The 24,642-nt window shown below is 44.9% G+C and carries 25 protein-coding genes; 5 read left to right on the plus strand and 20 right to left on the minus strand.

Annotated features, from left to right (window positions below; all coding sequences use genetic code 11):
• The first annotated feature begins 69 nt into the window (after positions 1-69).
• Complete coding sequence (locus ICN30_RS04490; RefSeq protein WP_216273531.1) at positions 70-1,683, plus strand: TolC family protein; 1,614 nt, start codon at positions 70-72, stop codon at positions 1,681-1,683.
• Here ICN30_RS04490 and waaC read toward each other — a convergent pair.
• Genes waaC through ICN30_RS04520 form a run of 6 tightly spaced genes read right to left on the minus strand, consistent with a single transcriptional unit; the run spans position 1,680 to position 7,674 of the window.
• The gene (gene waaC / locus ICN30_RS04495; RefSeq protein WP_216273533.1) at positions 1,680-2,708 is read right to left on the minus strand and encodes a lipopolysaccharide heptosyltransferase I; all 1,029 of its coding nucleotides are present in this window, start codon (positions 2,706-2,708) and stop codon (positions 1,680-1,682) included. The two genes, ICN30_RS04490 and waaC, sit on opposite strands and share 4 nt — an antisense overlap.
• A 41-nt stretch (positions 2,709-2,749) precedes the next feature.
• Positions 2,750-3,316 carry a dTDP-4-dehydrorhamnose 3,5-epimerase gene (gene rfbC / locus ICN30_RS04500; RefSeq protein WP_216273535.1) on the minus strand — a complete coding sequence of 189 codons (567 nt, stop codon included), beginning with the start codon at positions 3,314-3,316 and terminating at the stop codon, positions 2,750-2,752.
• A complete protein-coding gene (gene rfbA / locus ICN30_RS04505) occupies positions 3,313-4,242 on the minus strand; it encodes a glucose-1-phosphate thymidylyltransferase RfbA (protein ID WP_216273537.1) in 930 nt (309 codons plus the stop codon). Before rfbA ends, rfbC begins: the two co-directional genes overlap by 4 nt.
• Before the next feature lie 17 nt (positions 4,243-4,259).
• Entirely contained in the window at positions 4,260-5,273 is a 1,014-nt protein-coding gene (gene rfbD, locus ICN30_RS04510; RefSeq protein ID WP_255533101.1) for a dTDP-4-dehydrorhamnose reductase, read from the minus strand.
• Positions 5,221-6,279 carry a dTDP-glucose 4,6-dehydratase gene (gene rfbB / locus ICN30_RS04515; RefSeq protein ID WP_216273539.1) on the minus strand — a complete coding sequence of 353 codons (1,059 nt, stop codon included), beginning with the start codon at positions 6,277-6,279 and terminating at the stop codon, positions 5,221-5,223. The genes rfbD and rfbB overlap by 53 nt, the downstream gene beginning before the upstream one ends.
• An 18-nt stretch (positions 6,280-6,297) precedes the next feature.
• Positions 6,298-7,674, minus strand: coding sequence for an O-antigen ligase family protein (locus ICN30_RS04520; protein WP_216273540.1), 1,377 nt, complete (start codon positions 7,672-7,674; stop codon positions 6,298-6,300).
• Between the two features lie 835 nt (positions 7,675-8,509).
• Between ICN30_RS04520 and ICN30_RS11565 the strand changes: the two genes are divergently transcribed.
• Both ICN30_RS11565 and ICN30_RS04530 read left to right on the plus strand, forming a co-directional pair.
• Positions 8,510-9,034: a glycosyltransferase family 10 domain-containing protein gene (locus ICN30_RS11565; RefSeq protein WP_223146607.1), complete on the plus strand. Its 525-nt coding sequence runs from the start codon at positions 8,510-8,512 to the stop codon at positions 9,032-9,034.
• Between the two features lie 12 nt (positions 9,035-9,046).
• Positions 9,047-10,105 (plus strand): hypothetical protein, encoded by a 1,059-nt coding sequence (locus ICN30_RS04530; RefSeq protein ID WP_216273544.1) that lies wholly within the window; start codon positions 9,047-9,049, stop codon positions 10,103-10,105.
• A gap of 13 nt (positions 10,106-10,118) precedes the next feature.
• On the opposite strand, the gene ICN30_RS04535 is transcribed toward ICN30_RS04530, so the two are convergent.
• Genes ICN30_RS04535 through ICN30_RS04565 form a run of 7 tightly spaced genes read right to left on the minus strand, consistent with a single transcriptional unit; the run spans position 10,119 to position 15,533 of the window.
• Complete coding sequence (locus ICN30_RS04535) at positions 10,119-10,838, minus strand: glycosyltransferase family 25 protein (RefSeq protein WP_216273546.1); 720 nt, start codon at positions 10,836-10,838, stop codon at positions 10,119-10,121.
• Positions 10,838-11,740 (minus strand): DUF6492 family protein, encoded by a 903-nt coding sequence (locus tag ICN30_RS04540; RefSeq protein WP_216273549.1) that lies wholly within the window; start codon positions 11,738-11,740, stop codon positions 10,838-10,840. The genes ICN30_RS04535 and ICN30_RS04540 overlap by 1 nt, the downstream gene beginning before the upstream one ends.
• Positions 11,737-13,077 carry a hypothetical protein gene (locus tag ICN30_RS04545; protein WP_216273551.1) on the minus strand — a complete coding sequence of 447 codons (1,341 nt, stop codon included), beginning with the start codon at positions 13,075-13,077 and terminating at the stop codon, positions 11,737-11,739. Before ICN30_RS04545 ends, ICN30_RS04540 begins: the two co-directional genes overlap by 4 nt.
• 13 nt (positions 13,078-13,090) lie before the next feature.
• Positions 13,091-14,071: an aspartate carbamoyltransferase catalytic subunit gene (locus ICN30_RS04550; RefSeq protein ID WP_216273554.1), complete on the minus strand. Its 981-nt coding sequence runs from the start codon at positions 14,069-14,071 to the stop codon at positions 13,091-13,093.
• Complete coding sequence (gene pyrR, locus ICN30_RS04555; RefSeq protein WP_216273712.1) at positions 14,068-14,574, minus strand: bifunctional pyr operon transcriptional regulator/uracil phosphoribosyltransferase PyrR; 507 nt, start codon at positions 14,572-14,574, stop codon at positions 14,068-14,070. Before pyrR ends, ICN30_RS04550 begins: the two co-directional genes overlap by 4 nt.
• A gap of 1 nt (position 14,575) precedes the next feature.
• The gene (gene ruvX / locus ICN30_RS04560) at positions 14,576-15,001 is read right to left on the minus strand and encodes a Holliday junction resolvase RuvX (RefSeq protein WP_255533102.1); all 426 of its coding nucleotides are present in this window, start codon (positions 14,999-15,001) and stop codon (positions 14,576-14,578) included.
• A complete protein-coding gene (locus ICN30_RS04565) occupies positions 14,994-15,533 on the minus strand; it encodes a YqgE/AlgH family protein (protein ID WP_255533112.1) in 540 nt (179 codons plus the stop codon). The genes ruvX and ICN30_RS04565 overlap by 8 nt, the downstream gene beginning before the upstream one ends.
• Before the next feature lie 197 nt (positions 15,534-15,730).
• Between ICN30_RS04565 and ICN30_RS04570 the strand changes: the two genes are divergently transcribed.
• Both ICN30_RS04570 and ICN30_RS04575 read left to right on the plus strand, forming a co-directional pair.
• Complete coding sequence (locus tag ICN30_RS04570) at positions 15,731-17,221, plus strand: deoxyribodipyrimidine photo-lyase (RefSeq protein WP_216273555.1); 1,491 nt, start codon at positions 15,731-15,733, stop codon at positions 17,219-17,221.
• 40 nt (positions 17,222-17,261) lie between these two features.
• Entirely contained in the window at positions 17,262-18,101 is an 840-nt protein-coding gene (locus ICN30_RS04575; RefSeq protein ID WP_216273557.1) for a symmetrical bis(5'-nucleosyl)-tetraphosphatase, read from the plus strand.
• A 16-nt stretch (positions 18,102-18,117) separates the two neighbouring features.
• Here ICN30_RS04575 and hemL read toward each other — a convergent pair whose 3' ends face one another.
• The 7 genes from hemL to lptE form a co-directional block, all read right to left on the minus strand.
• Positions 18,118-19,410, minus strand: a complete 1,293-nt coding sequence (gene hemL / locus ICN30_RS04580; RefSeq protein ID WP_216273558.1) for a glutamate-1-semialdehyde 2,1-aminomutase — start codon at positions 19,408-19,410, stop codon at positions 18,118-18,120.
• A 54-nt stretch (positions 19,411-19,464) separates the two neighbouring features.
• On the minus strand, positions 19,465-19,635 hold the full coding sequence (locus tag ICN30_RS04585; protein WP_011902084.1) for a rubredoxin: 171 nt from the start codon (positions 19,633-19,635) through the stop codon (positions 19,465-19,467).
• Positions 19,636-19,659: 24 nt separating this feature from the next.
• Positions 19,660-21,126 carry a class I SAM-dependent RNA methyltransferase gene (locus tag ICN30_RS04590; RefSeq protein WP_216273560.1) on the minus strand — a complete coding sequence of 489 codons (1,467 nt, stop codon included), beginning with the start codon at positions 21,124-21,126 and terminating at the stop codon, positions 19,660-19,662.
• Between the two features lie 68 nt (positions 21,127-21,194).
• Positions 21,195-21,620, minus strand: a complete 426-nt coding sequence (locus ICN30_RS04595) for a CopD family protein (RefSeq protein WP_216273562.1) — start codon at positions 21,618-21,620, stop codon at positions 21,195-21,197.
• A 62-nt stretch (positions 21,621-21,682) separates the two neighbouring features.
• Positions 21,683-22,969, minus strand: a complete 1,287-nt coding sequence (locus ICN30_RS04600) for a glutamate-5-semialdehyde dehydrogenase (RefSeq protein WP_216273564.1) — start codon at positions 22,967-22,969, stop codon at positions 21,683-21,685.
• Positions 22,970-23,031: 62 nt separating this feature from the next.
• Positions 23,032-24,093 (minus strand): DNA polymerase III subunit delta, encoded by a 1,062-nt coding sequence (gene holA, locus ICN30_RS04605; RefSeq protein WP_216273566.1) that lies wholly within the window; start codon positions 24,091-24,093, stop codon positions 23,032-23,034.
• Positions 24,094-24,112: 19 nt separating this feature from the next.
• On the minus strand, positions 24,113-24,640 hold the full coding sequence (gene lptE / locus ICN30_RS04610; protein ID WP_216273568.1) for an LPS assembly lipoprotein LptE: 528 nt from the start codon (positions 24,638-24,640) through the stop codon (positions 24,113-24,115).
• Positions 24,641-24,642 lie beyond the last annotated feature (2 nt).

Raw genomic sequence — 24,642 nt, forward strand, 5'->3', positions numbered from 1 at the left:
GGCTCAAACAAGCCAATTTATGCAAATAAGCCTTAAACTGCATGGCACATTGAAAAGTATCCGAATTAGATGACCCTGACACGCTTTCACCTCTCCAAGCTCGCTACTTTTGGTCTTATCCTGAGTCAGGTGCTTGAACTCAGCGTGATGTCATCCGACAGTTTTGCACAAAGTGCCAATGGTGCCAAACCCTCGTTGCCTACAACTATTAGCGCCCAGTCGCTGGTTGGTCTGGATATGCCCCCACAAATGGTGACACCTTCGAAGCAAGCCATTTCTATAGATGGTGCCCCCTCGAATGTTGGTGGGACTGGCGTAGTCAATACTGGGCAAACTACAGATCTGATTCGCCTATATCAAGAGGCAGCCTTTAGTGACCCAGTACTAAATGCTGCCCGCTTTAACTATCAGGCAAGCAAAGAGCTATATTGGCAAGGTTTATCTTTCTTACTTCCACAAGCCACGGCTGTGCCTGGTGGAACTCGTTATTACCAACATACCGCCGGCAACCAACCAGCCAATTCCTATACAGGTTCACGGGTATACGACCAAAAAAACTATACCGTTACTCTGACCCAACCTGTTTTTAATATGGCTGCATTTGAGGCATTCAAACAGGGTGATTTAAATACCAAGATTGCAGATATGCGCTTTTACTTGGCGCAACAAGATCTCATCATTCGCGTTTCACAAGCGTACTTCGATACACTCACAAGCCAAGATAATGTTGAACTTTATCGCAATAAAAAAGGGTTGATCAAACAACAACTAGAAATTGCTCAAGCCAAGTTTGATGCTGGCCTTGCAACGATTGTGGATGTGAATACAGCACAAGCGGGTTTTGATTTAGCCAACTCCCAAGAGATTGCTGCCCAAGCAGATCTCATTGTTAAACGTGGCGTGTTGGAGCAATTGGTTGGTCGCCCTGTTGGCGCCTTAAAGCCACTCACTAAAGAAGCGAAGATTGATGGGGTTCTCAAGGACCCTCGCTCCAAATCAAAAGATGGCAATGGCATTCCGATTGCGGATAGCGTCAACCCCCAATTGCCGAAAGGTCAAACTCTAGAAGATTGGATCAATCAAGCAGAGACTGCAAACTTCAACGTGCTTGCTGGCCAGCTATCCGTCTCTCTAGCCGAGAGTACTTATAAAGCCTCTCAAGCACTGAATTACCCTTCCCTCAATTTTGTAGGTACAGCAGGCTACAACACCTCAAATGGAACGGCAAATAGCTTAACGCCCTCACAAACAAATATTTACAACAACACCATCGCCCTGCAAATGACCATTCCTTTGGTCTCTGGTGGATACAACAGCTCTTTGATTCGTCAGAATGCAGCCCTACTAGATGCGGCTAAGGCGAATTACGATAATGCAAGACGTACTGCCGCGCAAAGCACTCGCGCAGCATTTACTGGCTTCTATGGTGGACTGGCAAGCGTTAAAGCGTATGAGGCTGCAGAGCGTTCTTCCACTTCAGCGCTTGAATCTAGCAAGCTCGGATTTCAGGTGGGTACTTTAATTAATATTGATGTGCTGATAGCTCTCGATACAGTGATTACAACGCGTTCACAATTACAGCAGGCACGCTACAACACGATTCTGAATGCCATTAAATTAAAGGCTCATGTAGCATCACTAACAGATGAAGATCTGATCTCCATTAATACCCTGCTGCGCTAAGGCCGAAGCAGCCCAAGAGAAGCTTCAAGAACCTCTTGAACGCTTGGTGGATTTTGAATATCGCCCACATTGGCAATTTTCTCAGACCAGTAACCCTCAGTTTTCCAGCGAGGTGAGTCGCAATAGATTTCGACAGTAGGCCTATCGAGAACTGCCGCCAAATGCGTCAGACCTGTATCCACCCCTACCGTTAAAGCTGCCCCAGCAATTACCGAAAACGCATCCTCAATCGAAAAGGCTGGGGGTACCAGTGCATTTGGAATCTGCGCAGCGAGTAATTCGCTAAGTGCTTTTTCAGAGAGACTGCCCCAAGGGAAAACTACTTGATATCCATGAGTAGATAACTCTTTGCCTAGCGCAATCCATTTGTCATTAGACCAACGTTTAGCTTCTCGAGCCGTGGAATGAAAGCACAAGACATAAGGTGCATGAAGGCCATCAACGGAACTCTTTGAAATAGTGGAAACCCATTCTGCTGGATAAAACTGCGGCGAATTACTGCGCTCTATTAAAGGCCACTCCAATGCTGAGCACATCACCCAACGCGAACGATCGACAGCATGGCACTGCCTAGGAACTTGCACTGACTGGTTGTAAAAAGATCTAGCTAAAGGCTCATATCCAGAAAACTCTGTTGCATTGGCAAGGCCTGCAACTATGGCACTAGGACTTTTCTTGGCCAGGGAGCATACGATGGCAGATTTCAGTAGACCCTGCGTTTCGATCAATACGTCGTAAGTGCTAGCTTGAAGGGTTTTTCTAAACTCAAAAAACTCTTTCCATGTCGTCAGATTAAAAAGATTTTTCTTCCAGCGGCGTAGCCCAAAAGGAATGATGCGATCGATACCCCTAAAACCGTTTCTTGATAATAGAGGCTCCAAGAGGTGTACATACCCCTCTTCCACCACCCAATCGATTTGAGCTTCTGGTAAGCGTGCACGCAAATCCCACAAAATCGGCAAGTTATGCAACACATCCCCAAGAGAGGATAGTTTCACTAATAGGATTTTGGGGGAATTGCTCATGCGAGCATTATCTTATCTTTTGAAAATACGCCTAAATTTGATTAAAACTTAGGGGCAGCATCCCACGATAAACCAGCAGAATCTTTGGCATTCATATTGGGCATGATGCCTTTTGGCAAGGGCCATACGATACCCACGGCTGGATCATTCCAAGCCAAACAAGCTTCACTTTGCGGATGATAGTAGTCCGTTGTTTTATATAAAAACTCTGCAGTCTCGGATAGCACAAGAAAGCCATGGGCCAAACCTGCAGGTATCCAGAGTTGCTTATGATTTTGAGCGCTTAATTCGAGTCCGACCCACTTGCCATAAGTTGGCGAATCTTTTCGAATATCCACAGCAACATCAAAAACGCTGCCAGCTACAACGCGAACCAACTTACCCTGAGTTTGCTCCAATTGATAATGTAGTCCACGCAATGTCCATTGCCGAGAAAAGGAATGGTTGTCCTGAACGAACTCCACATTCAAATCCGTAGCTATACAAAAATCTTGGGCATTGAAGGATTCTGTAAACCAGCCGCGCTCATCACCAAATACTTTCGGCTCGATTACCAATACATCATGAATAGCCGTAGGCCTGACTTGCAACTTCACGGTGGTACTCATCCAATCATCTTCTTATGCGACAGGGAAACAGGCTGGGCAGAACTATTGAGCTCATTCAAAATCTTACTTAAATACTGACCGTAACTATTCTTACTTAATTGAGTAGCCACCTTTTGTACCGTCTCAGCACTAATCCATCCCTGACGATAAGCGATCTCCTCAGGGCAAGCCACCATTAGCCCTTGGCGCTTTTGTAGCGTCGCAATAAAGCCAGCAGCGTCCAATAAAGAATCATGTGTTCCGGTATCCAGCCAAGCAAAACCACGGCCCATGATTTCTACGCTAAGCTCATTTTTTTCGAGATAAACACGATTGACATCGGTAATCTCCAGTTCGCCACGTGCACTAGGTTTAATCGAGGAGGCGATATCGCAAACCTGATTGTCATAGAAATAGAGTCCTGTTACTGCATAACTACTTCGCGGCTTAAGAGGCTTCTCTTCAATAGATAATGCTTTGTAATCTTTATCAAACTCCACTACGCCATAACGCTCAGGATCCGTGACATGATAAGCAAAGACCGTCGCACCATCATTACGAGCATGAGCGCTATAGAGCTGATCGACTAATTCATGGCCATAAAAAATATTGTCGCCCAGTACTAAAGCACTTGGATTATTGCCAATAAAGTTTTTTCCCAAAGTAAATGCCTGTGCTAAACCATCGGGGGATGGCTGTACGCAATACTCAATATTTAAACCCCATTGCGAACCATCACCCAACAACTCTGCAAAGCGTGGCGTGTCATGCGGTGTAGAGATCAACAAAATATCGCGGATGCCCGCAAGCATCAGCGTAGTCAAAGGGTAATACACCATGGGCTTGTCATAGACGGGCATTAGTTGCTTAGAAACAGCCTGAGTCACTGGGTACAAACGAGTGCCAGAGCCCCCAGCCAAAATAATACCTTTGCGATTCGTTTCCATTGCGATCCTAACTTTATTTAAATCAATTTATCAGCAGCGAGCTTGGATACGTATTTGCGCACCATACTCTCCCACTCAGGAAATTGCACCATATTTGAAGCCCCATTGCTTAAGGCTATGCGAAGTTTATCAGCCGACATCCTTGAGTTCATTGGCCTTGGGGCTGGTAACGGATACTCCACAGCAAGAATAGGCTGAATTGCCATAGGACCAGCCTTGAGATTGACTCCTGCATCTAATGCAGCTTGAGCCGCCAAAGAGGCTAAGCCATGCCAGGTAGTCTCTCCAGCGGGTACAGCATGGTAGATGCCGGAGTTGAATTTTCTAATCTTTATATTTTTATCTACCGCCAAATCCAAACTTACTTTAGCCAACCACTCAGCGCTAGTTGGCACACCATACTGGTCATGAATAATCTTCAACCCTTCACGCTCTTTGGCTAAGCGCAAAATCGTGCGAATGAAATTACCCCCATCACCGTAGACCCAACTTGTTCTAAAGATCGCAAATTGTCCATTACCACCGCTAGTAGCAAATGCTTTGGCTATAGCCTCTTCACCAGCAGCCTTACTCTTGCCATAGATACCCAGAGGATTGCGCACATCCCCCTCTAAATAAAAACCATACTTTTCTCCATCAAAAACATAGTCGGTGGAGTAATGCAAAAAAGTAGCGCCACGGTCTGCAGCATAAAAAGCCATGATCTCGGGTGTCCTAGCATTAATTGCAAATGCTAACTCAGGCTCAGATTCTGCTTTATCAACAGCCGTATATGCTGAAGCATTGATAATCAAATTTGCCTTGGACTGATTGAGCACTGCAAGCAAAGCATCTGCATCAGATAAGTCGCATTCCGTACGACCGATATATTGAATATTTGGCTTATCAGCCAAATGAGGCAATTGAGAATTTAGCAAAGCCTGAAAAGCTCTACCCAATTGACCATCTTTACCAAATACAAGGATATTCATAAAGCCTTTATTTGTACTGCTTGGAAAGCCAATCGCGATATGCGCCACTGACCACTCCATCAATCCAATTTGGATTATCCAAATACCACTGAACCGTCTTCCGAATTCCAGTATCAAATGTCTCTGCAGGACGCCAGCCCAACTTTTTCTCAACCTTGCTGGCATCAATAGCGTAGCGGCGGTCATGGCCCGGGCGATCCTTAACAAAAGTAATTTGTTCTGAATAAGACTTTCCATCAGAACGCGGCTTGAGCTCATCCAAAATGCTGCAAATAGTTTTGACTACATCCATATTCGTTTTTTCATTCCACCCGCCAATATTGTAGGTCTCGCCTAGTGCCCCCTTGGCCAGTACCTCGCGAATTGCAGAGCAGTGATCACCCACGTAGAGCCAATCACGAATTTGTTGCCCGTCGCCATAGATTGGCAAAGGTTTGCGATTAATTGCATTGAGAATTACCAAAGGAATCAACTTCTCTGGGAAGTGATAAGGGCCATAATTATTGGAACAATTGGTAGTAACAACAGGGAATCCATAGGTGTGGAACCATGCACGCACTAAATGATCGGAGGCTGCTTTGGATGCCGAGTATGGGCTATTAGGTTCAAATGTACTGGTTTCGGTAAATGCAGGGTCGCCAGCAGAGAGAGATCCATAGACTTCATCAGTAGAAACATGATGAAAGCGAAATGCCCTCCTGGCAGAATCATCGAGACCACTCCAATACTCGCGTGCGGACTCCAATAAATTAAAGGTACCAACAATATTGGTAGCTATAAACTCCGCCGGCCCATGAATCGAGCGATCCACATGACTCTCGGCAGCAAAATTCACAATCGCACGCGGCTGATACTCTTTTAATAATTTAGAAACCAATTCTTTATCGCCAATATCGCCATGAACAAAGATATGACGAGGATCCCCTCTGAGAGATTCAAGTGTCTCTAAATTTCCGGCATAGGTTAATTTATCTAAATTAATAATGCCCTCATTATCTAGATCAGCAAGCCAATCCAAAACAAAATTGCCCCCAATAAAACCTGCACCACCAGTAACTAGAATCATTTATAGGCCTGATATGAGTTAGCTAAATTGCTTTTGAGGGTCCTTAAAGCGGATTGATGAAGCAGCCGCAAAAGCAATAAAGAAAAGAAGAATTTCAAAATTATGTTTGTAGTTAATTTCTGCAATAATGCCAAAAGGAATAAATCCAATAATAAGCCAAGTCCCCATCAATCCAAATTGATCGTTATTGCGCAAACCTAAATAAACTATGCAAGAAAATAAGATGAGGAAAATGCAAATTCCAGGAATCCCGAAAGCCAAACCAAAGTCAATCCAGCCGCTATGCGTTTGATTTTCTAGCTCCTGTCGAATACCAGCATGATTCAACATACCCGCAAAAGAGCGATTTATGGAACCATAACCCATTGGATATTGGCGGATTAAAATCATCCCCTGAGTAGCCCATGCAACTCGCTCATAAGTATTTCCGGCTACTGGCAGTCCACGACTGTTAGTCGGAAAACTTTCTCCATGCACCTTATTCCAGTTTGGACTATTAAATCTCCAGAAATTATGTTGATCGAGTTGAGAGGAGATTTGAATGTCCTCAATTAATGTGCCCCAACCTTGGGTGGCAAACTGGACATGCACCTTCCAACTAGCCAGCAACATTAGACAAACAATTGCTACCGGTATAAATATCCTCATTCTTGAGGCTGCCGCTTTGAAGCACGCCATATATATCAAAGTCAACCCTAATAGAACACATAAACCCAAAGCTACCGCAACTCCATTTTTGGTATTTGCAACTAGCGATGAAATAATTGCAGTTGTGATTGCCAAGAACCAAAGTGCCATATAAATAATAGATTTCTTATCTAACTTTTGGGACATAATATTCACCAAATTTGCGCAAGCAATAGAAATGGCAATAACACCAAAGAATGCTGCTTCAATTTTTTTAAAGACAAATTTCCAAACAAATTCAGAGGGTAAAATAAAGCGTCCTTCTTCATAGCTCAGATAAAAATAAGCTGCCAAGTTAATCCAAGAAACAAGAAAGAGGGAGATAAAAAACCAAGGCCTAAGGTCTTTTTGGATCCTTAAAGCAATGCTAAGCCCAATTGCAATAACCGCTCCAGCCAAAGATCTAGCCCAAATACTTTTTAATTCCTGCAACTCAAGATTGGGATTTAAGGAAAAAAATAAATAATGGACAAGGGCCCAAATAAAAACAAGAGATAGCAAAAATAGTGGCAGAATATCGCCAAAATTTCTTCTTGCAAAAAAATTGCTTTTATAAATTACGGCTAAAGAACTTATAAAGCCGATCCCCAAAAAGACATGCCTAAGGGCAATCGTGTTTGGAAGCACCCAAATGCCTAACAACCCAATAACTGAAATAAGGCATATAACTGAAAAATATTGGGTATTTTTGTATGGACTTACATTCATCACGCTATAGATTCTTTATTTTGTCCGAATGAAACTGTTCATATAAGATATTAAATATTCTTCTCAAGAACAGGTTTTACTGTTATATCAAGCGCCTCGAATAACTGCCAAGCGAGGTATTTCTACATAACTCTGAAATAAATCACGATCAAACTGTGAGGCACTAGGATTTCACATTCTTACCAGCGGTTCGAAAGTCGAAAGGATGGCTGGACATCAAAAGTGTGCCTTACACAAAGCACTTTTGTACCAGGGCTAATTGCAGTCACGATGCTCTCCAAATTTAGTTTCACCTTAACTACAGATATGAAGGGGGCTAAAAAGCCTCAAAGCGCTTATCCAAGATGATGAAGACAGCTGAATAGGGGGTCCAATCCTGAGGCATAAAATAAATTAGTATTAAGGTATGAGAAGTGTACGAATTGCCACCATTGGCAGCCCTAGCGACTACCGCCAAAGCCTGTTCCCAATTATCGCCCAAAGCTTAGGCTTCAAAATCAATTGGGTTCGCCCTCAAGATAGCAATCTAGTGATATTTGGGCCATTTGCCAACCCAGAGCCAAAACCCCTCAGATGGTGCCCCAAACCCCTGCGCCCCACTATCCAACCCCTTAAAGAGCTCCTGATTGAGGCAATAGGACCTAGAGCAACCCCTTTAACCCTCTTTCAGAGCGCTGAAAACATACGGCATGATGTCTATAAGGCCGATTATTCAATCTCCTTTGATTTGAACATCCAATCTAGCACCCACTTTAGACTGCCCTATTGGATGGAAATGATCGATTGGTCCCATGAGGGCGTTATTGGCAATCAAAACCCCCGCTATGGCCAGCTCTTGAAAATTGAGAGAATGATGCAGCCCCTTGGCAACCAGTTCCTCAAAAGAAACTGGGGAGCCGCATTTTTGAGCTCCCATATCAGGGAACCCAGAAAAACCCTTTTCGAGGCAGTTCAAAAAGTAATCCCGGTAACGGGTTTTGGGGCCCACTTCAATAAAAAAATAGAGGACCATCATCGCAGCGGGTTGTTAAAACACACATTGCTTCAGGATTTTGCATTCAACCTTTGTCCTGAGAACGGCATGTACCCAGGCTATTACACGGAAAAGATTCCCGAAGCCTTTTACGCAGAATGCCTTCCAATTACATGGACGGATGAAAATGTAAAAAACGATTTCAATCCAAATGCATTTATTAACTTGGCGCCCATGACTTGGTGTAATTTTTCTCCACTCCAAGAAATTATTGAATCCCGCGCATTACTTGAGAAATATAGCTCACAAGCATTGATATTAAATGCGCCCAGCATTCTCCCATTTAGAGATTTTGTAAAACGCATTCTTGAAGATGCGAGCTCATAAAAAGATCTGCAGATGAAAATTGGATTTCACACAAATGGCCTATCACTTAGAGGGACTGAAATTGCTCTATATGACTATGCATTTCACAATCAAGAGCTTCTCAGCAACGAATCAGTCATTTTTTATCGAAAGAGTAGTCCCATTAATGGATCTGTTTTTAATAAGTTTTCAAAACACTTTAAGCTTTTGCCATACGAAGGGCAAAGACAGCTGAATCAGCTCATCGAAAAAGAGCAAATTGATCTCACTTACTTTATTAAATCTGGTGAACGCGATGATGCAATCTGCGAAAGTTCACCCGCACTCATTCATGCCGTATTTCCGACTAAACCACAAGAGTTTCATGGAGATAAGTATGCATTTGTCTCTGAATGGCTTTCTAAAGATTGCTCTAATCGAAAAATTCCATTTGTGCCGCACATGATCACTCTTCCAGATCATGATGGCAACTTGCGCAGCGAATTCAATATTCCCAATGCCGCAACAGTATTAGCTTGCTATGGGGGGTCGGATAGCTTCAATCTGGAGTTTGCCAAAAAAGAGGTGATTTTGGCGCTAGAGAAACGCTCAGATCTTTACTTTCTTTTTATGAATATTGAGCCATTCGCAAAACATGAGCGACTGATATTCCTCCCCGGAAACTCAGACCTCATCTACAAGTCAAAATTTATCAATACCAGTGATGGCATGATTCATGCAAGAGGTATAGGGGAGAGTTTTGGCCTCGCTTGTGGGGAGTTTTCCATTAAAGGCAAGCCAGTGATTACTTACTCCATGTCACCCCAACGAAGTCATATTGAGATTCTTGGCGATAAAGCCCTGCTATATAAAGGGAAAAAAGAGTTAAGCGATATTTTTATGAATTTTGATCGGCAGATTCAAAATCGGAAGGACTGGGACGCATACTCGGAAAAATTTTCTCCAAAAAATATCATGCATCAATTTAATGATGTTTTCATTCGAGGTAAGAACCTTTCAGAAATATCAATTTCCAATTTAGATAAGGCGGTGATACAGGCGCATCGCTTTGAGCGAAAGCTGCGCAATCTAGAAAAAAAGCTTTACCTCTAATTCTGTTCTTTGGCTATTTAGGAAACCAGGGGTTTTTTGAAAACCAACGGTCAAGCGCACGCAAAATAGATCTCCGATTCTTGGCAAAGCCTTTGATTGGCCGCCTGCCAGGGCGATCAGCAATAGTAGTTTCCACTCCAGTAATATCGACTGGATAGGGGTTAATCGCCAAGAACGTCAATTGATGCTTTTGATAATGCTCTAGAAAATGATCTAACGGCTCGTAGATATCGCCTGAGGATTCAATCAATTGTCTCGCAACATGAGGCTTAATAATGTAAGCAGTGGCGCCTACCGCATCCCCTAGATTTCTGACGAGACTAAATTCTCCAGCATCTCGAATTAATTCTTGCGGAACATTGCTCAGACCCTGCAACCTCACAGCATCCCAAATTTTTAAATTACTGGATAAAAAGTGCACTACTTTTTCAAAGTGCGGTAGTAGATAGAAATCATCCTCAAAGATGATGGTAATCACATTCTTATCAACGCATGCTTGCCATGCTTTTTTATGCGATAAGAAACAACCCAATTCGTTTGGGGTTAACTCAAACCCCAGTAAGCTCTTTACTTTGTCTGCCTTGTACTCGACAGGAGGTCTTTCTAATGCAGACCCTCTAACAGCATCCAAAAAATGCCAAGTGAATTTAGTTTTATCAAGCTCAGATCTAACCTTTTTTTGGCGCTGATCTGAGCCTGCCAATGAAATAACCAATAGCTGAATATCTGACATTAGATATAACTCTGCAAATAACGGAAGAAACGCTTCAAGGCCTTGAGAGTCCTAGATGCCCAAGACTTAGTCCCCTCCCCAAAATGAAGATGAGGCTCCCAATTAGATTGATAGAGGACGCCCAGGTAATTGTTGGCAAGCTTTTCCTCTGTCTCTCCAAGACGCTTCATTAAGAAGTACTGCCAATCATAGTGATACACCCTAAACAAGGGTTCAATTGCAATTATCGGAATAGCTCGGTACTTTAAGAGAGCCTCTCCATAAATCAAAGTTTCAGGATATTCGGGACTAACCAAATCCCAAAGCGTCATGCCGCGAGGCTGAAGATACTCTTTATCAAGCGACTCCCAGACTTTTGCCGACCAAATAAATGGGGCTGGGGCACAATAAAATTCAGGTCCATCGCGCCTAAATAAGGTCTGCACCCTATGCGCTTCTGCACGTAAATTTTGAGCAACCTTCGCTTCACCGCGATTCATGGCCAATTGAAAGTATTCCTTGTTCTGATGAAGAACCGTATAAGGAATCGACTCAGAAGATAAGAAATCTGTTTTACTAAAAGGGCGAATAAATACGCAATCGGAGTCCAAGCATAAGTAACTCTCGGAGATTCCAAGTCGCCAAAATTCAGATTTCACAATCGCCTGAGAAAGGCCGCCAGGCGTAGATTGATACTTCTCGGCACTGGCACGAGGATTTGCTGCAACAATATCCTCATCCGCAACCCATATATATCCAACTTCCCCACCTAAAGTGCTGACAAGACTTGCTCGATCGGCCACAGGAGTGGAAATATAAAAAGGGATGTGCTCTAAGTTATATTGATTAACTGAAGAGAGCAGTCTCTTAAGCCTCAGAAAGTCATTACGATAAGACTTGCAATAAAGAACAAAGTCTTTCAATGGACCCCCTCAAACTTGCTAGTAATGACTGCCAAAATCTGATGAACAGCTTGATCTACTCCAATAGGATCACCCCTAGGCTCAGTAAGTTTTTTGCCTTGCCAATCCAGCCAAATTCGCTCGAGCGCCATAGAAATTCCTTCCTCATCCCCTTCATTACTAAGGTAAGCTCCACGCTCAAGTAGCATTGCATCCAACTGAGGGTTGCGATGAGTAATACCCCAAATTGGACGACCGGTCCAAAGATATTCATAGAACTTGGAGGGGATATATTCAGCGCACCACTCATCATTGCCATGCAAGAGAATCAGAACATCTGCTGATTGCATCTTTTCTACAACCCGCTCCCTTCCGGATTTTCCAGTTTGAGGGTCTTTCTCTAGGCGCCCATGCGCCAATAAAATATCTTCAAAACCCCACTTTTGAATCGCTGCAACACTCAAAGAATCGAGGGGCGCACCGTAGGCATGAACCCGTATGCAATCTCTAGCTTCGGGATATTTACTCAATAAAGGCAATAAAGCCTTTAAAATGATTGATAGAGAGCGATCGCTTGCCAAAGAACCAAAATGGCAAAAATTTAACTTATCCTTATATTGATGAGACTGGGTTGTAGTTAAACCTCCAGGCGGCTCTGCACCTGGAAGGACTACAAAACCCTGGGCATTCCCACTGGTATTGAGATTGGGGTTGCGCACCTTGGCAAAATGCAAAGCCCCATCCGTAAACCACCAAACTAAATCAGCATATTTACAGATTTTCTTTTCAAGATAGTGACGGAATTGAGCATCGCGGTTTTTGGGCTTATCAAATCCCGGATCATTTGGATTTCTTCGAATCACCAAAGGATCATGAATCTCCGCAATCCAAGGCAAGCCTGTTTTTTTCTTTAACCATAAACCAGCTAAATGAGCAGACCAAGCGCCACCAGTGGAATAAATAAAATTAATTTTTCCACTCTCAATTAACTTTAATCCGTGAACATATGCCGGCATCGCCCAAGACCATTGACTTGAATAACCCAGAAAAAATTTCTCTAATGCAATAAAGGGGGCTAGCAGCAAAGAAACTAAACCCGTGGAAATCTTATAAAAGATTCCTCGGCCATACTGATTAGCGACCCAGTGTCGAAAATCAAATCGGAAAGCGGCTGGACCCCAAGCCAAAAATTGCTGATGAGAAAATCGAGCATCCTTGATTCCAGTGATGGCACTAAATACGTGAGGCTCAATACCAGCGTCTAGCAAGTAGGGAATCTTATCGGTAATGGTTTGGCTGGCAGCACGGCCATCCATATTGAAACCATGCGACAGAATTAACCAGTTCTTTTTTTGCATTAGGAAATAACGACTAATTACCAGCAACTATTGACATCACAGCCATGCGAACGGCGATTCCAAATGTGACCTGGTTGAGAATGACAGATTGGGGGCCATCCGCAACTATAGAATCGATTTCTACACCACGGTTCATGGGGCCTGGATGCATCACGATGGCATCGTTCTTAGCCAAGGCCAAGCGAGCGGGCGTTAAGCCATACTGCTTGAAGAAAGCATCACCCTCAGGTACCTGACCAGCCTCCATGCGCTCTTTCTGAATTCGCAAGGTCATCACAACATCAACCCCTTTAAGCCCCTCCCCCATGCTGTGGAATACCTTCACACCCAGCATATCTAAATCTCCAGGCAAGAGACTCTCAGGGCCAATCGCACGAATATCCGTACAGCCCAAAGTTCTCAAGGCGCAAATATTCGATTTAGCAACTCGACTATGCACAATGTCACCTACAATTGCCACCTTCAGACCACTGAAATCTTTCTTAAAGTGGCGCATCGTATACATATCCAGCAAGCCTTGAGTCGGATGCTGGTGACTACCATCACCAGCATTCACTACGTGGACGTGTGCAGGAATATGTTGAGCGATCTCAATGGGTGCTCTAGAAACGCTATGACGCACTACAAAAATATCTGCCTGCATCGCCACTAAGTTATCAATGGTATCCAAAAGACTTTCGCCTTTTGCAGTTGAAGATGTAGAGATGTCTAAATTAATCACATCAGCCGATAAACGCTTAGCAGCAATCTCGAAAGTAGTGCGAGTGCGCGTAGAGTTTTCGAAGAACAGATTGAATACACTCTTGCCGCGCAATAGAGGTACTTTTTTCACTTCTCGAGCAGGATCCGTCACACTGACAAATTGTTGCGCAGTATCCAAAATATGCAAAATCTGTTCTTTTGGCAAACCTTCCAAAGTCAACAGATGGGTTAACTCACCAGCGGCATTAAATTGATTGACTGGAGCAATGATTGAATTATGAGTGCCGCTCATTCTGCACGCCCCTCTAATTGAAAGCTGAACTTGCCAGCGCCATCCTTTTCTAAAACTAAAATTTGATTCTCTGGAACACTCACTTGCGCTCCCACAAAATCTGCTGAGATCGGCAACTCACGATTCTCACGATCCGCTAAAACCATCAGCTCTACCTGAGCAGGCCTACCAAAATCAAATAACTCATTTAGTGCTGCACGAACCGTGCGGCCAGTCAGCAAAACATCATCAATCAAAATCACATTAGCGCCATTGACCTCAAAAGGAAGATGGGTTGACATCGTGCTGGCAGTACGAAGTGCTGTCATACCTTTCTCCGCATAGTCATCTCGATGAAATGCCACATTAATTACGCCAAAGTGGGAAAAATTTAAATCTGCAGCTAAACGCTCTGCAATCCAAGCCCCGCCCATTGCAAGACCGGCCAACTCAAATGAATCGCCCGCCTTTTTACGCTGACTCAAAGTCTCTAGTAATTTCAAATAGGACTGCTCTGCATTCATCTCAACTAATCCAATTCTTCTCAAGAAAATACTGCTCCAAAATCAAGACCGCAGACTCGGCATCCAAATTGTCTCGCATATCTGGATCACCCTCTAAAACAGCCGAGGTATAGCGCTCATCCACCCACTCTACGGGTAAATGAAAGCGCCCGTGCAACTGATTACCAAAGCGACGAGCCTTTGCACTCATCTCATGCTCAGTACCATCAGGATGACACGGCAGCCCCACCACTAACTGATTTGGTTGCCACTCTTTGATGAGGGTTTGAATAACCTTAAATCGCACATCCTCAGATGGCTCCTCAATAATCCTCAAAGGCTGACCAGCTTTGGTCAGAGTATTGCCAACAGCGACTCCAATACGCCGCGTTCCGAAGTCAAAAGCCATGACCGTCAACTCCGCACTCATCCCGATGCCGTCAGGCATGCCCCGCCTCGCCAAAAAGATGGGATGGATCAAAACCTAAAAGACTCATGGTCCTCTCATAGCGCTGGCTAGAGGGGGTATCAAAAATAATCTCAATCATTTGCTGCTGGGATAGGGGGACATTGATCCAGTCATTGAGGGTAATCTCCTCTTCAAGCTGGCCGGCACTCCAACCCGCATAACCCAAGGTCATTAAGAATTTACTAGGTCCAGCACCTGTCGCCACAGCCTCAAGCACATCCTTAGATGTTGTCATGGTCAACCCTCCTGGAATGGCCAAGGAAGAGCTGTAAGTCACCCCAGTTGTGGGCTCGTGCAAGACAAAACCACGCTCAATTTGCACTGGGCCACCAAAATAGACCAGTTGCTCAGATACTGGCTCAGCCTCCAGCTTGACCTCAATTTTTTCAAATAAGGCACCCATATCAAGCTCGGTCGGCCGATTAATCACCAAGCCCATTGCACCACGCTCGGTATGCTCAAAAAGGTAGATAACTGAACCTGCAAAGTTGGGATCAACCATCCCGGGCATGGCAATGAGGAATTGATTTGCTAAATGATCAGCAAAATAAGCAATTGATGGCCCAGTAGCAGAAGCTTGGGAAGTTTGGGTAGATGCTGCAGCTTGACCCGTAGGGGCTTTTTTAGCCATGTTCATATAAGGTTTTATTTTACAGAAATTCCTACATATTCAAGCACTTTTAGACAATAAGCCATAAGATGTTGCCTATGCAAAAAGCTCTCGTTTGGCTCCGTCGCGACCTGCGTCTCTATGACAACGTCGCCCTTCATTACGCCTTGAAAAATAATAGCCAAGTTTGGCTAGTATTTATCTTCGATACCGACATCCTGGATCCACTGAAGTCTGAAGATCTAGATGCAAGCGGTCTGAAGCATGATCGGCGCGTAGACTTTATTTGGCAAGGTCTTGAGCAGATCGACGAGCAATTACGCAAACAAGGTGGCGGACTGGTTATTCAGTACGGCAAGCCCACCACGTGTATTCCGAAGATAGCCGAGACTTTGGGTGTTAATACCGTTTATACCAATCATGACTATGAGCCCTCGGCCATAACCCGCGATGCGTCAGTGGCAAGCTCACTAGAGAAACTTGGTATTAGTTTTGAGACTTTTAAAGATCAAGTGATTTTTGAGAAAAAAGAAATTCTCACTAACTCCAATACCGTATTCTCCATCTTTACGCCTTATAAAAATAATTGGCTCAAGACGCTACAAGAAAAAGATATTACAGCCTATGACTGCGATCCTAAAAAGGGTCAGTTAGGTACCATCCCCAAATCACTGCTGACACCCTTCCCCTCTCTAGAATCCATGGGCTTTCGCCCAACCGGGATTGAAGCCTACCTTCCACCAGGATCAGAGGGTGGCCAAAGTTTCTTAGAAGACTTCCTACACCGCATCGATCAATACCAAATCGGTCGAGACTTCCCTGCCATCAAAGGTGTGAGCTATTTGTCCACACACTTGCGCTTTGGCATGCTATCGATACGAGGTTTGGTACGCGAAGCACATCGCCGTATGCTTGCTGGCAGTATGGGTGCAACAATCTGGTTAAGTGAGCTGATCTGGCGTGATTTTTATTTCATGATTCTTGCTAATCATCCACGCCTCGCTGAGGGCGCAGCCTTCAAACCAGACTACGACAATATCGAGTGGGAAACCGGCGCCGCGGCTAAGAAATTATTTAAAGCTTGGTGTGATGGCAAAACGGGTTACCCATTAGTAGATGCTGCCATGTGCCAACTCAACCAAAGTGGTTATATGCATAACCGCTTACGCATGGTGGTTGCCAGCTTTCTTACTAAAGACTTAGGAATTGATTGGCGCTGGGGTGAAATGTATTTCGCAAAACACCTCAATGACTTTGAGCTATCTTCCAACAATGGTGGATGGCAATGGGCCTCCTCTTCAGGATGCGATGCGCAACCCTACTTCCGCATCTTCAACCCAATCACCCAATCCCAAAAGTTTGATCCCGAAGGAAAATTTATCCGTCGCTACTTACCCCAACTAGATAAGCTTTCCAAGAAATCCATTCATGCACCCTGGGAAGCCGGTCACATTGAACTAGAGGCTGCCGGTATTCTTTTAGGACGCGACTATCCCCTGCCAGTTGTTAATCATGATGAGGCACGCAAAAAGACCTTAGTGCGATATAGCGTAGTTAAAAAAGTCAGTCCAGAATCTGCATCCGAATAACTTATTGAAGACTCTGGCACTTTCCGATTTAAGATAGGGCATGAGCAAGATCTACGCCGTCGGTGATATTCAAGGGTGCGCACCATCCTTAAAGGCGCTCGTCAAAAAACTCCCAACTCAATCTAAGATGATTTTTTTGGGTGATCTTGTGAATCGAGGTCCTGATTCATTAGGCACCCTACGCTATTTAAAGCAATTGCAAGAAGAAAAGCGTATTGAATGCATTCTCGGAAATCATGACCTACATTTGCTCGCAGTAGATGCGGGCATTCGTAAAACCAAGGGGCTTGATACTGCTCAACCCATCCTAGATGCACCTGATAGGGCTGAATTAATCCATTGGTTACGCCATCGACCGATGGCATTAAGTAATGGCAAGGTATTGACTGTCCATGCAGGCGTCGTACCTCAATGGGATTTGCAACAAACGATTGAGTGCGCACAAGAAGTAGAGAAAGTACTTCGCAAAAAATCCTATAAAGATTTTTTAGCGAATATGTATGGCAACACTCCAAATAAGTGGAGTAATTCCCTAAAAGGGTATGCGCGTTTACGCGTCATTACCAATGCACTAACCCGTATTCGTTTTTGTACTCCCACCGGCATCATGGAGTTTGAGAGCAAGGAAGGTTTTGAGGATGGGCCCAAGGGCTACATCCCCTGGTTCAAAACTCCCAAGAGAAAAACAAAAGACTCTCTGATTTACTTTGGGCATTGGTCAACCTTGGGACTCCTCCAGCAAGGAAATGTCATTGGGCTTGATACAGGCTGCGTCTGGGGCGGCAAACTCACCGCTATGGAAATTCCCGAATCCGGCAAACCCAGTAAGGGCCTGGAAATCATTCAAGTGGACGGTTATGACCACCCACTCAGAATGTAATTCGGACTATCGCCTTTTATAACTTTTTAAATGCAGTTTTTGCTGCGGCGATGATTTCATCAAGCACGGAATTATCATGAGCAATAGAGGTAAATCCAGCCTCATATGCTGATGGTGCTAAGTACACTCCTTGATCGAGCATCAAATGGAAGAATTTCTTGAACGCTTCGATATCGGTTTTAGTCACCGCTTCAAAAGAAGTTGGGACTTCATTCGCAAAATAGAAGCCGAACATACCGCCAACGCTATCCACAGCGAACGGCACACCCGCTTCATCGGCAGCGAGCTTTAAACCTGCCATCAGTTTTTCAGTTTGGCCAGTCAGACACTCATAGAAACCTTCTCTAGAAATAATCTCTAATGTCTTTAAGCCTGCAGCTACAGCCACTGGGTTACCAGACAAAGTGCCAGCTTGATAAACATTGCCCAGGGGTGCAAGCTTGGACATAATTTCTTTTTTACCGCCAAAGGCAGCCATCGGCATGCCGCCGCCCATGACCTTGCCAAGACAGGTAAGGTCAGGAGTAATACCTTGTAGAGATTGAGCTCCACCTAAAGCAACCCTAAAGCCAGTCATCACTTCGTCGTAAATTAATACGCTGCCATGCTGGCTAGTCAATTGACGTAGTGTTGTTAAAAATTCTTTTGAGGGTTTAATCAGATTCATATTGCCGGCAATCGGCTCAATAATGAGTGCCGCAACCTGATCTCCCTGCTTAGCAAATACTTCCTTCAGTGCTGCCACATCGTTGTATGGCAATACCAAAGTATGTTTCACGAGATCGTGTGGCACACCACCAGAAGATGGTGCATTTTGAGTAGAGTCCGCAAAGGTCAGGAGGCCAGAGCCTGCTTTCACCAACAAACTATCTGCATGCCCGTGATAACAGCCTTCGAACTTGATGATGAGGTCACGGCCAGTATAGCCACGTGCAAGACGCAGAGCGCTCATAGTGGCTTCGGTTCCACTCGATACCATACGCACTTGCTCAATACTAGGAACAAGCTGGCAAATACGTTCTGCTAACTCAATTTCACCCTCGGTAGGGGCGCCGTAGCTAAAGCTAGTTTCTGCGGCATGCTTTACTGCCTCAACTACTTCTGGATTCGCATGGCCCGCAATCATGGGGCCCCAAGACATAATCAAATCAATATAACGGGTGCCTTCAGCATCCCAGAAATAAGGGCCTTTAGCCTTGGCAACAAAGCGTGGTGTACCACCCACTTGACGAAAAGCGCGCACTGGAGAGTTAACTCCACCAGGAATCGTTTGTTGCGCACGTTCAAATAAGATGTCGTTCTGTCCCAAGATGCTGCCCTGCTTTCGCTAAAGTATTTTTAGTAATTAATTGATTTAGAACGATTAGATCGCCATCATTTCAAAGTCTTCTTTGCGTGCACCGCACTCAGGACAAGTCCAGTTCATAGGCACATCTTTCCAAAGCGTGCCCGGCGCAATACCTTCCTCTGGTAGACCAGCAGCTTCGTCATAAACCCAGCCGCAAATTAAACACATGTATGTTTTGAATTCCATAGCCGTCTTCCTTGTCAATATTTTTTATTTTAAATCTGCTGCTGCATCGCGCTTTTGATGCATCTCAAACTTAAATAATCTACATTCCAGCGGACCATTAAATAAAGGGGTGCGCTTGGACTCCTTAATGCGCAATTGACCTGGCAATGCCATGTCTGCCGTGAGTACAAAGACATTCCAACCACCAAAAGCATCCTTGAGGTGCTGACCAAATTGCCTTAAGAACTCGACAAATTTTGGATCTTGCTCTTCTTGAGCTTGTAACTTTTTAAGAGACTCGCGGCTAGAGCGTTTGGCACTCTGACGGCCAGTTTCTAAATTAAATGCATAGCGGTCTTCTGGCTCTTCGGCTTGCTCATAGGAGTCGCGCTCCATATCACCGCCCGTAGTGCGATCCTGACCTCTTCCACCCTTGATTACTAAGCGCTCACCATATGGAGGATTCAAGAGCATGACACCTTCATTAGCATTTGCTGGTGGCTTACTGGCCAAAGCGTCAATCTGACGAGTTACTGGCAAGCCAGGCAATTGAGCACGCTGCCAATTACCTTTAAACATCGCCACTAGGCGCTCATTAATATCGCCACCGCTAATGCCTAAAGATTCTGAATCTGGGAACTGTTTGCGCTTTTCCATCATTTCGGCGTGTGCAGCATCCTTCAGGGAGCCCCAGCGCTTTTGTTCCGCAGCTTCGTTAAAGGGTTTCAGTCTTTGAAACCCAAAGCCATGAGCAGAGGTTACCAATGGACGATAAGCCAAGCGGCTTGGCTTAGCATCATCGCCATACATCCCAGCTCGAATCGCTCCTGGAGGAATAGCCAAAGCCATCTGCGCAGCTTCAATTAAAAAGGTTCCACTACCGCACATCGGATCAAATAGAGTTTGAGCTGGTTTCCAGCCGGTAATCGACAAAATTCCAGCTGCGAGATTTTCTTTTAAAGGTGCATCACCTTTTTCATCGCGCCAACCACGTTTAAATAAAGCTTCGCCAGAAGTATCCAAATAGATAGTGGCATGCGTTGCAGTTAGATGGGCTTGCACTCGCACATCCGGGAACGCAGTGTCAATACTTGGGCGATCGCCAGTCACATCGCGCAGACGATCCACAATCGCATCCTTGATCTTCAGAGTTGCGAAATTCAAACTCTTAAGCGGGGAGCGATGCGCTGTGACATCAACGCGCAGAGTTTGTTTAGAAGAAAACCACTCCTCCCAAGCCAAGCCGCTAGCAAGCTTATATAAGTCCTCTTCCTGGCGATATGGCGATTCCGCCATTTGCAATAAGACTCGGCTTGCAATACGTGAATGCAGGTTCAAGGCCATTGCAGCGGAAATAGGTGCTGCTAAGCCAACCCCACCAGTTGGACTGGTAGGCGTAGGATCAATCACCCAAGCGCCCAAAGCCTTACAGTCAGGGCGTTGTGCAATGCTTGCTAGCTCTTGTGCAAGAGGCACTTCCAGTCCACCAGGACAAACAACAAAAAATCTCATGAGGCTAGCAATCTAAAAAGGGTGAAGTAAAAAATAAGAATAAACAAATAGTTGGTTGGGGGTCAGCGTTACGGCTTAATCACTACCAAGGCCGTCACTACTAACAGGAGAATGACAGGCACTTCGTTAAACCAACGGAACCAAACTCCCGAACGGGTATTAACACCATTACGAAACTTCTTCAGCAAACTCCAGCATGCATGGTGATAACCAATGACTAGGATGACAAAGAACATCTTGGCATGCATCCAAACCTCACCGGCGCCAATCTTGAAATGCAACCAAAGGGTTAAACCCAATAAGACGGCCGGTACTGCCAAAATTGTCATGAAACGAAAGAGGCGATCAGCCATCCCAAGAAGACGTGCATACACTTCAGGATTTTTTTCATCGGCTAGATTTACAAAGATGCGTGGGAGGTAAAACAAGCCTGCGAACCAAGAGGCAATCAAGACAATGTGAAAAGTCTTAGTCCATAAATATGCGTTGCCCATAATGAATAGTTTCCGTTCTGTATTTTTTATCGTTCTTTAATCAGGATTGATTAAGTACGCATTTAAATGCGAATTTCGCCATGACCCATGACGATGTATTTGAGAGAAGTAAGGCCATCTAAGCCCACAGGGCCACGGGCATGTAATTTGTCATTGGAAATGCCAATCTCAGCACCAAGTCCATATTCAAAGCCATCTGCAAAACGGGTGCTGGCATTGACCATCACGCTAGCACTATCGACTTCTCGTAAAAAGCGATTTGCTTGTGCTTGATTATTCGTAATGATGGCATCGGTATGTTTGCTGCCGTATTGCTCGATATGGCCCATTGCCTCATCCATATCGGCAACAGTCTTAATCGACAAAATTGGTGCCAAATATTCTGTTTGCCAATCTTCTTCAACTGCATTAACTAGATTTTTGAATCCCACAGCCTCAAGCGTGTTTCGGGTTTCCTCATCAACGCGCAACTCAACACCCTTATCTTGGTAAATCTTACAAAGAGCTGGCAACACTTGCGGCGCAATAGTTTTGTTGACCAGGAGCGTTTCCATCGCATTGCAAGGTGCATAACGTTGGGTCTTGGCGTTATCGCAAACCTTAATCGCCATCGCGATATCTGCATCAGCATCAATATAGGTATGGCAGATGCCATCCAAATGCTTAATCATCGGTACGCGTGCCTCCGCCATCAAGCGGGCAATTAAACTCTTGCCACCGCGTGGCACGATCACATCAATATATTCAGTCATGGTGATCATTTCACCAACAGCAGCGCGATCTGTAGTTGTCACAACCTGCACTGCATCCATCGGTAAATTAGCAGCATCCAAACCTTCTTGAATCAATTGCGCCAATAAAGCATTTGAGTCAATCGCTTCTGAGCCACCGCGCAAAATGACGGCATTACCAGATTTAAGACATAGCGCTGCCGCATCAATCGTGACGTTAGGGCGTGACTCATAAATAATGCCAATCACACCTAATGGCACTCGCATTTGACCAAGCTCGATACCGGAAGCCTGTTTTTGCAATGGCGTTATTTTGCCAATCGGATCTTCGAGAGAAACAATTTGTTCCAAACCCAAGGCCATGGACTCAATTGTTTTCGGAGTCATAGTGAGTCGGTCAATAAATGCAGCATCTTGGCCATTGGTTTTTGCTCGAGCAACATCGAGCGCATTCACTCGAAAAATTTCTTCAGAACGTTCACGAACCAACTTTGCAATATGCAATAAGGCCTTATTTTTCTGTTCGCTAGATGCCCGCGCCATTGCGCGTGAGGCCTGACGAGCACGTCGGCCAATATCTTGCATCATTTGCCCAATAGTATTTTTTGAATTGCTCATATCTTTGCTATGTCTAAATTAATATTGTTTTATCTCAACTTCAATCTTCGCCCTAGATCTATCTAGCGCAATAAGTTACCCACCAAACGCAAGCCATCCCAAGGATCTGCTGGCAATTCCGCCGCATGCAATCCTTTGGCCTGACGATCTAAGTCTGCAGCCACCTGCATCGCTCTGCGCAATTTCAAAGGCTGCACCCGTTTTAGAGCCATAGGATATAAACGCTCTTTATTGCCCCAGATGCGATTGGCACGCATTAAATTCTGAACCGACTCTCCTGCATCACTCGCCGCCTTCAGTTTCGATAGTATCCGAAGCTCTTCGGTTACGCTCCACAGAATCAAGACCAACGGCTCACCCTCACCTTTGAGGCCATCTAACATGCGATTAAGACGTGGCAGATCGCCAGCCAACATCGCTTCAGTTAATTCAAAGACGTTATAGCGAGCCACCTTCAAAATGGCTGACCGAATTTGCTCTTCCGTCAGTACGCCAGTAGGATGCAACAAACCTAACTTCTGAATCTCTTGATGAGCAGCAATAAGGTTGCCCTCTACCTGCTCAGCAATGAAAGCTAAGGCGCGCTGCCCATCTGGACCTGACTGCACTTCTTGCCCTTGCTTCTTGAGTCGTCCTGCAATCCATTGTGGCAATTGGCTTCTGTCGAGGGAATCCAATTGAATAGCCATGCCCACTTCATCTAAAGCGCTAAACCAGGCAGAGGTCTTGGTCTTGCCATCTAATTTGGGCAAGATGATGCAAAAAATAGTGTCTGGTCCTTCGGGTCCTAGTGGCTGAGACTCGATTTGAGCGGAGAACTGCTTGAGTGCGTCCGCACCATCACGGCCAGGCTTACCTGTTGGTATACGTAACTCTACCCAGCGCTTGTCTCCAAACAAAGACATGGTTTGGCCGGCACTTAGTAAAGCGCTCCAATCAAACCCACGCTCTTGCAATAAGACTTCACGATCGGTGTAACCCATTTTTTTCGCAGTAGCGCGCAGCTGATCCATCGCCTCCATCATGAGGAGGGGCTCATCACCACTAAATATGTAGAGCGGCTTTAAAGAAGCCGCTGAATTAAGTGACTTCAAATGAACCTGCAAGGCATCGCTCTTAACCATGCGATTTGCTCGTCATTCTTTAAAAGCTTTTAGCCTGTGGCGCTCTACCAGATGCAGAAACACGACGCAGAATCTGTATCGCAAGATCTTTACGCATCTGAGTCAAAAACTGCTGCATTTGGACATCAGTCGCCAAAACAGTGGATACCGAGAAGTCCATATCTCGAGTCATGTAGATTTCAGCTTCAGGCACGACATCAGCCCCAGCATTGTCATAAGCTCTAAATCCAACGCGAATGTTTAAGCGATAGGCAGAAACTTGGCCATTTGAGTTATAGGCCAAGATCTCACGACCATTCACATCGTTAGTGATTTCCAAGATGAGATCTGCATCTTTAGGATTAATTGCGACCTTTGCATCGGTGCCGGTCAAGATAGCTGTTTGCAAATCAGCTCGTAATGGTGGCGATGGGTTGCCGGTAATTGCGATAACCTTAAATGGCAAATCAACCATGCCACGCACGCGATAGCCGCAGGCGATCAAACCACTGACAGGAGCCAAGGCCAGAAACCCAAGCATGGTACGTCGAAGGTGATTTACGCGCATGT

The sequence above is a fragment of the Polynucleobacter sp. 31A-FELB genome (assembly GCF_018882405.1).
Taxonomy (GTDB): Bacteria; Pseudomonadota; Gammaproteobacteria; order Burkholderiales; family Burkholderiaceae; genus Polynucleobacter.

What these genes read in the sequence shown, in the direction of transcription:
- ICN30_RS04490 (WP_216273531.1), top strand. Translation starts at nt 70, where the DNA reads ATGACCCTGACACGCTTTCACCTCTCCAAGCTCGCTACTTTTGGTCTT.
- waaC (WP_216273533.1), bottom strand. Translation starts at nt 2,708, where the DNA reads ATGAGCAATTCCCCCAAAATCCTATTAGTGAAACTATCCTCTCTTGGG.
- rfbC (WP_216273535.1), bottom strand. Translation starts at nt 3,316, where the DNA reads ATGAGTACCACCGTGAAGTTGCAAGTCAGGCCTACGGCTATTCATGAT.
- rfbA (WP_216273537.1), bottom strand. Translation starts at nt 4,242, where the DNA reads ATGGAAACGAATCGCAAAGGTATTATTTTGGCTGGGGGCTCTGGCACT.
- rfbD (WP_255533101.1), bottom strand. Translation starts at nt 5,273, where the DNA reads ATGGAGTGGTCAGTGGCGCATATCGCGATTGGCTTTCCAAGCAGTACA.
- rfbB (WP_216273539.1), bottom strand. Translation starts at nt 6,279, where the DNA reads ATGATTCTAGTTACTGGTGGTGCAGGTTTTATTGGGGGCAATTTTGTT.
- ICN30_RS04520 (WP_216273540.1), bottom strand. Translation starts at nt 7,674, where the DNA reads ATGAATGTAAGTCCATACAAAAATACCCAATATTTTTCAGTTATATGC.
- ICN30_RS04530 (WP_216273544.1), top strand. Translation starts at nt 9,047, where the DNA reads ATGAAAATTGGATTTCACACAAATGGCCTATCACTTAGAGGGACTGAA.
- ICN30_RS04535 (WP_216273546.1), bottom strand. Translation starts at nt 10,838, where the DNA reads ATGTCAGATATTCAGCTATTGGTTATTTCATTGGCAGGCTCAGATCAG.
- ICN30_RS04545 (WP_216273551.1), bottom strand. Translation starts at nt 13,077, where the DNA reads ATGCAAAAAAAGAACTGGTTAATTCTGTCGCATGGTTTCAATATGGAT.
- ICN30_RS04550 (WP_216273554.1), bottom strand. Translation starts at nt 14,071, where the DNA reads ATGAGCGGCACTCATAATTCAATCATTGCTCCAGTCAATCAATTTAAT.
- pyrR (WP_216273712.1), bottom strand. Translation starts at nt 14,574, where the DNA reads ATGAATGCAGAGCAGTCCTATTTGAAATTACTAGAGACTTTGAGTCAG.
- ruvX (WP_255533102.1), bottom strand. Translation starts at nt 15,001, where the DNA reads ATGCCTGACGGCATCGGGATGAGTGCGGAGTTGACGGTCATGGCTTTT.
- ICN30_RS04565 (WP_255533112.1), bottom strand. Translation starts at nt 15,533, where the DNA reads ATGCCCGGGATGGTTGATCCCAACTTTGCAGGTTCAGTTATCTACCTT.
- ICN30_RS04570 (WP_216273555.1), top strand. Translation starts at nt 15,731, where the DNA reads ATGCAAAAAGCTCTCGTTTGGCTCCGTCGCGACCTGCGTCTCTATGAC.
- ICN30_RS04575 (WP_216273557.1), top strand. Translation starts at nt 17,262, where the DNA reads ATGAGCAAGATCTACGCCGTCGGTGATATTCAAGGGTGCGCACCATCC.
- ICN30_RS04585 (WP_011902084.1), bottom strand. Translation starts at nt 19,635, where the DNA reads ATGGAATTCAAAACATACATGTGTTTAATTTGCGGCTGGGTTTATGAC.
- ICN30_RS04590 (WP_216273560.1), bottom strand. Translation starts at nt 21,126, where the DNA reads ATGAGATTTTTTGTTGTTTGTCCTGGTGGACTGGAAGTGCCTCTTGCA.
- ICN30_RS04595 (WP_216273562.1), bottom strand. Translation starts at nt 21,620, where the DNA reads ATGGGCAACGCATATTTATGGACTAAGACTTTTCACATTGTCTTGATT.
- ICN30_RS04600 (WP_216273564.1), bottom strand. Translation starts at nt 22,969, where the DNA reads ATGAGCAATTCAAAAAATACTATTGGGCAAATGATGCAAGATATTGGC.
- holA (WP_216273566.1), bottom strand. Translation starts at nt 24,093, where the DNA reads ATGGTTAAGAGCGATGCCTTGCAGGTTCATTTGAAGTCACTTAATTCA.
- lptE (WP_216273568.1), bottom strand. Translation starts at nt 24,640, where the DNA reads ATGCGCGTAAATCACCTTCGACGTACCATGCTTGGGTTTCTGGCCTTG.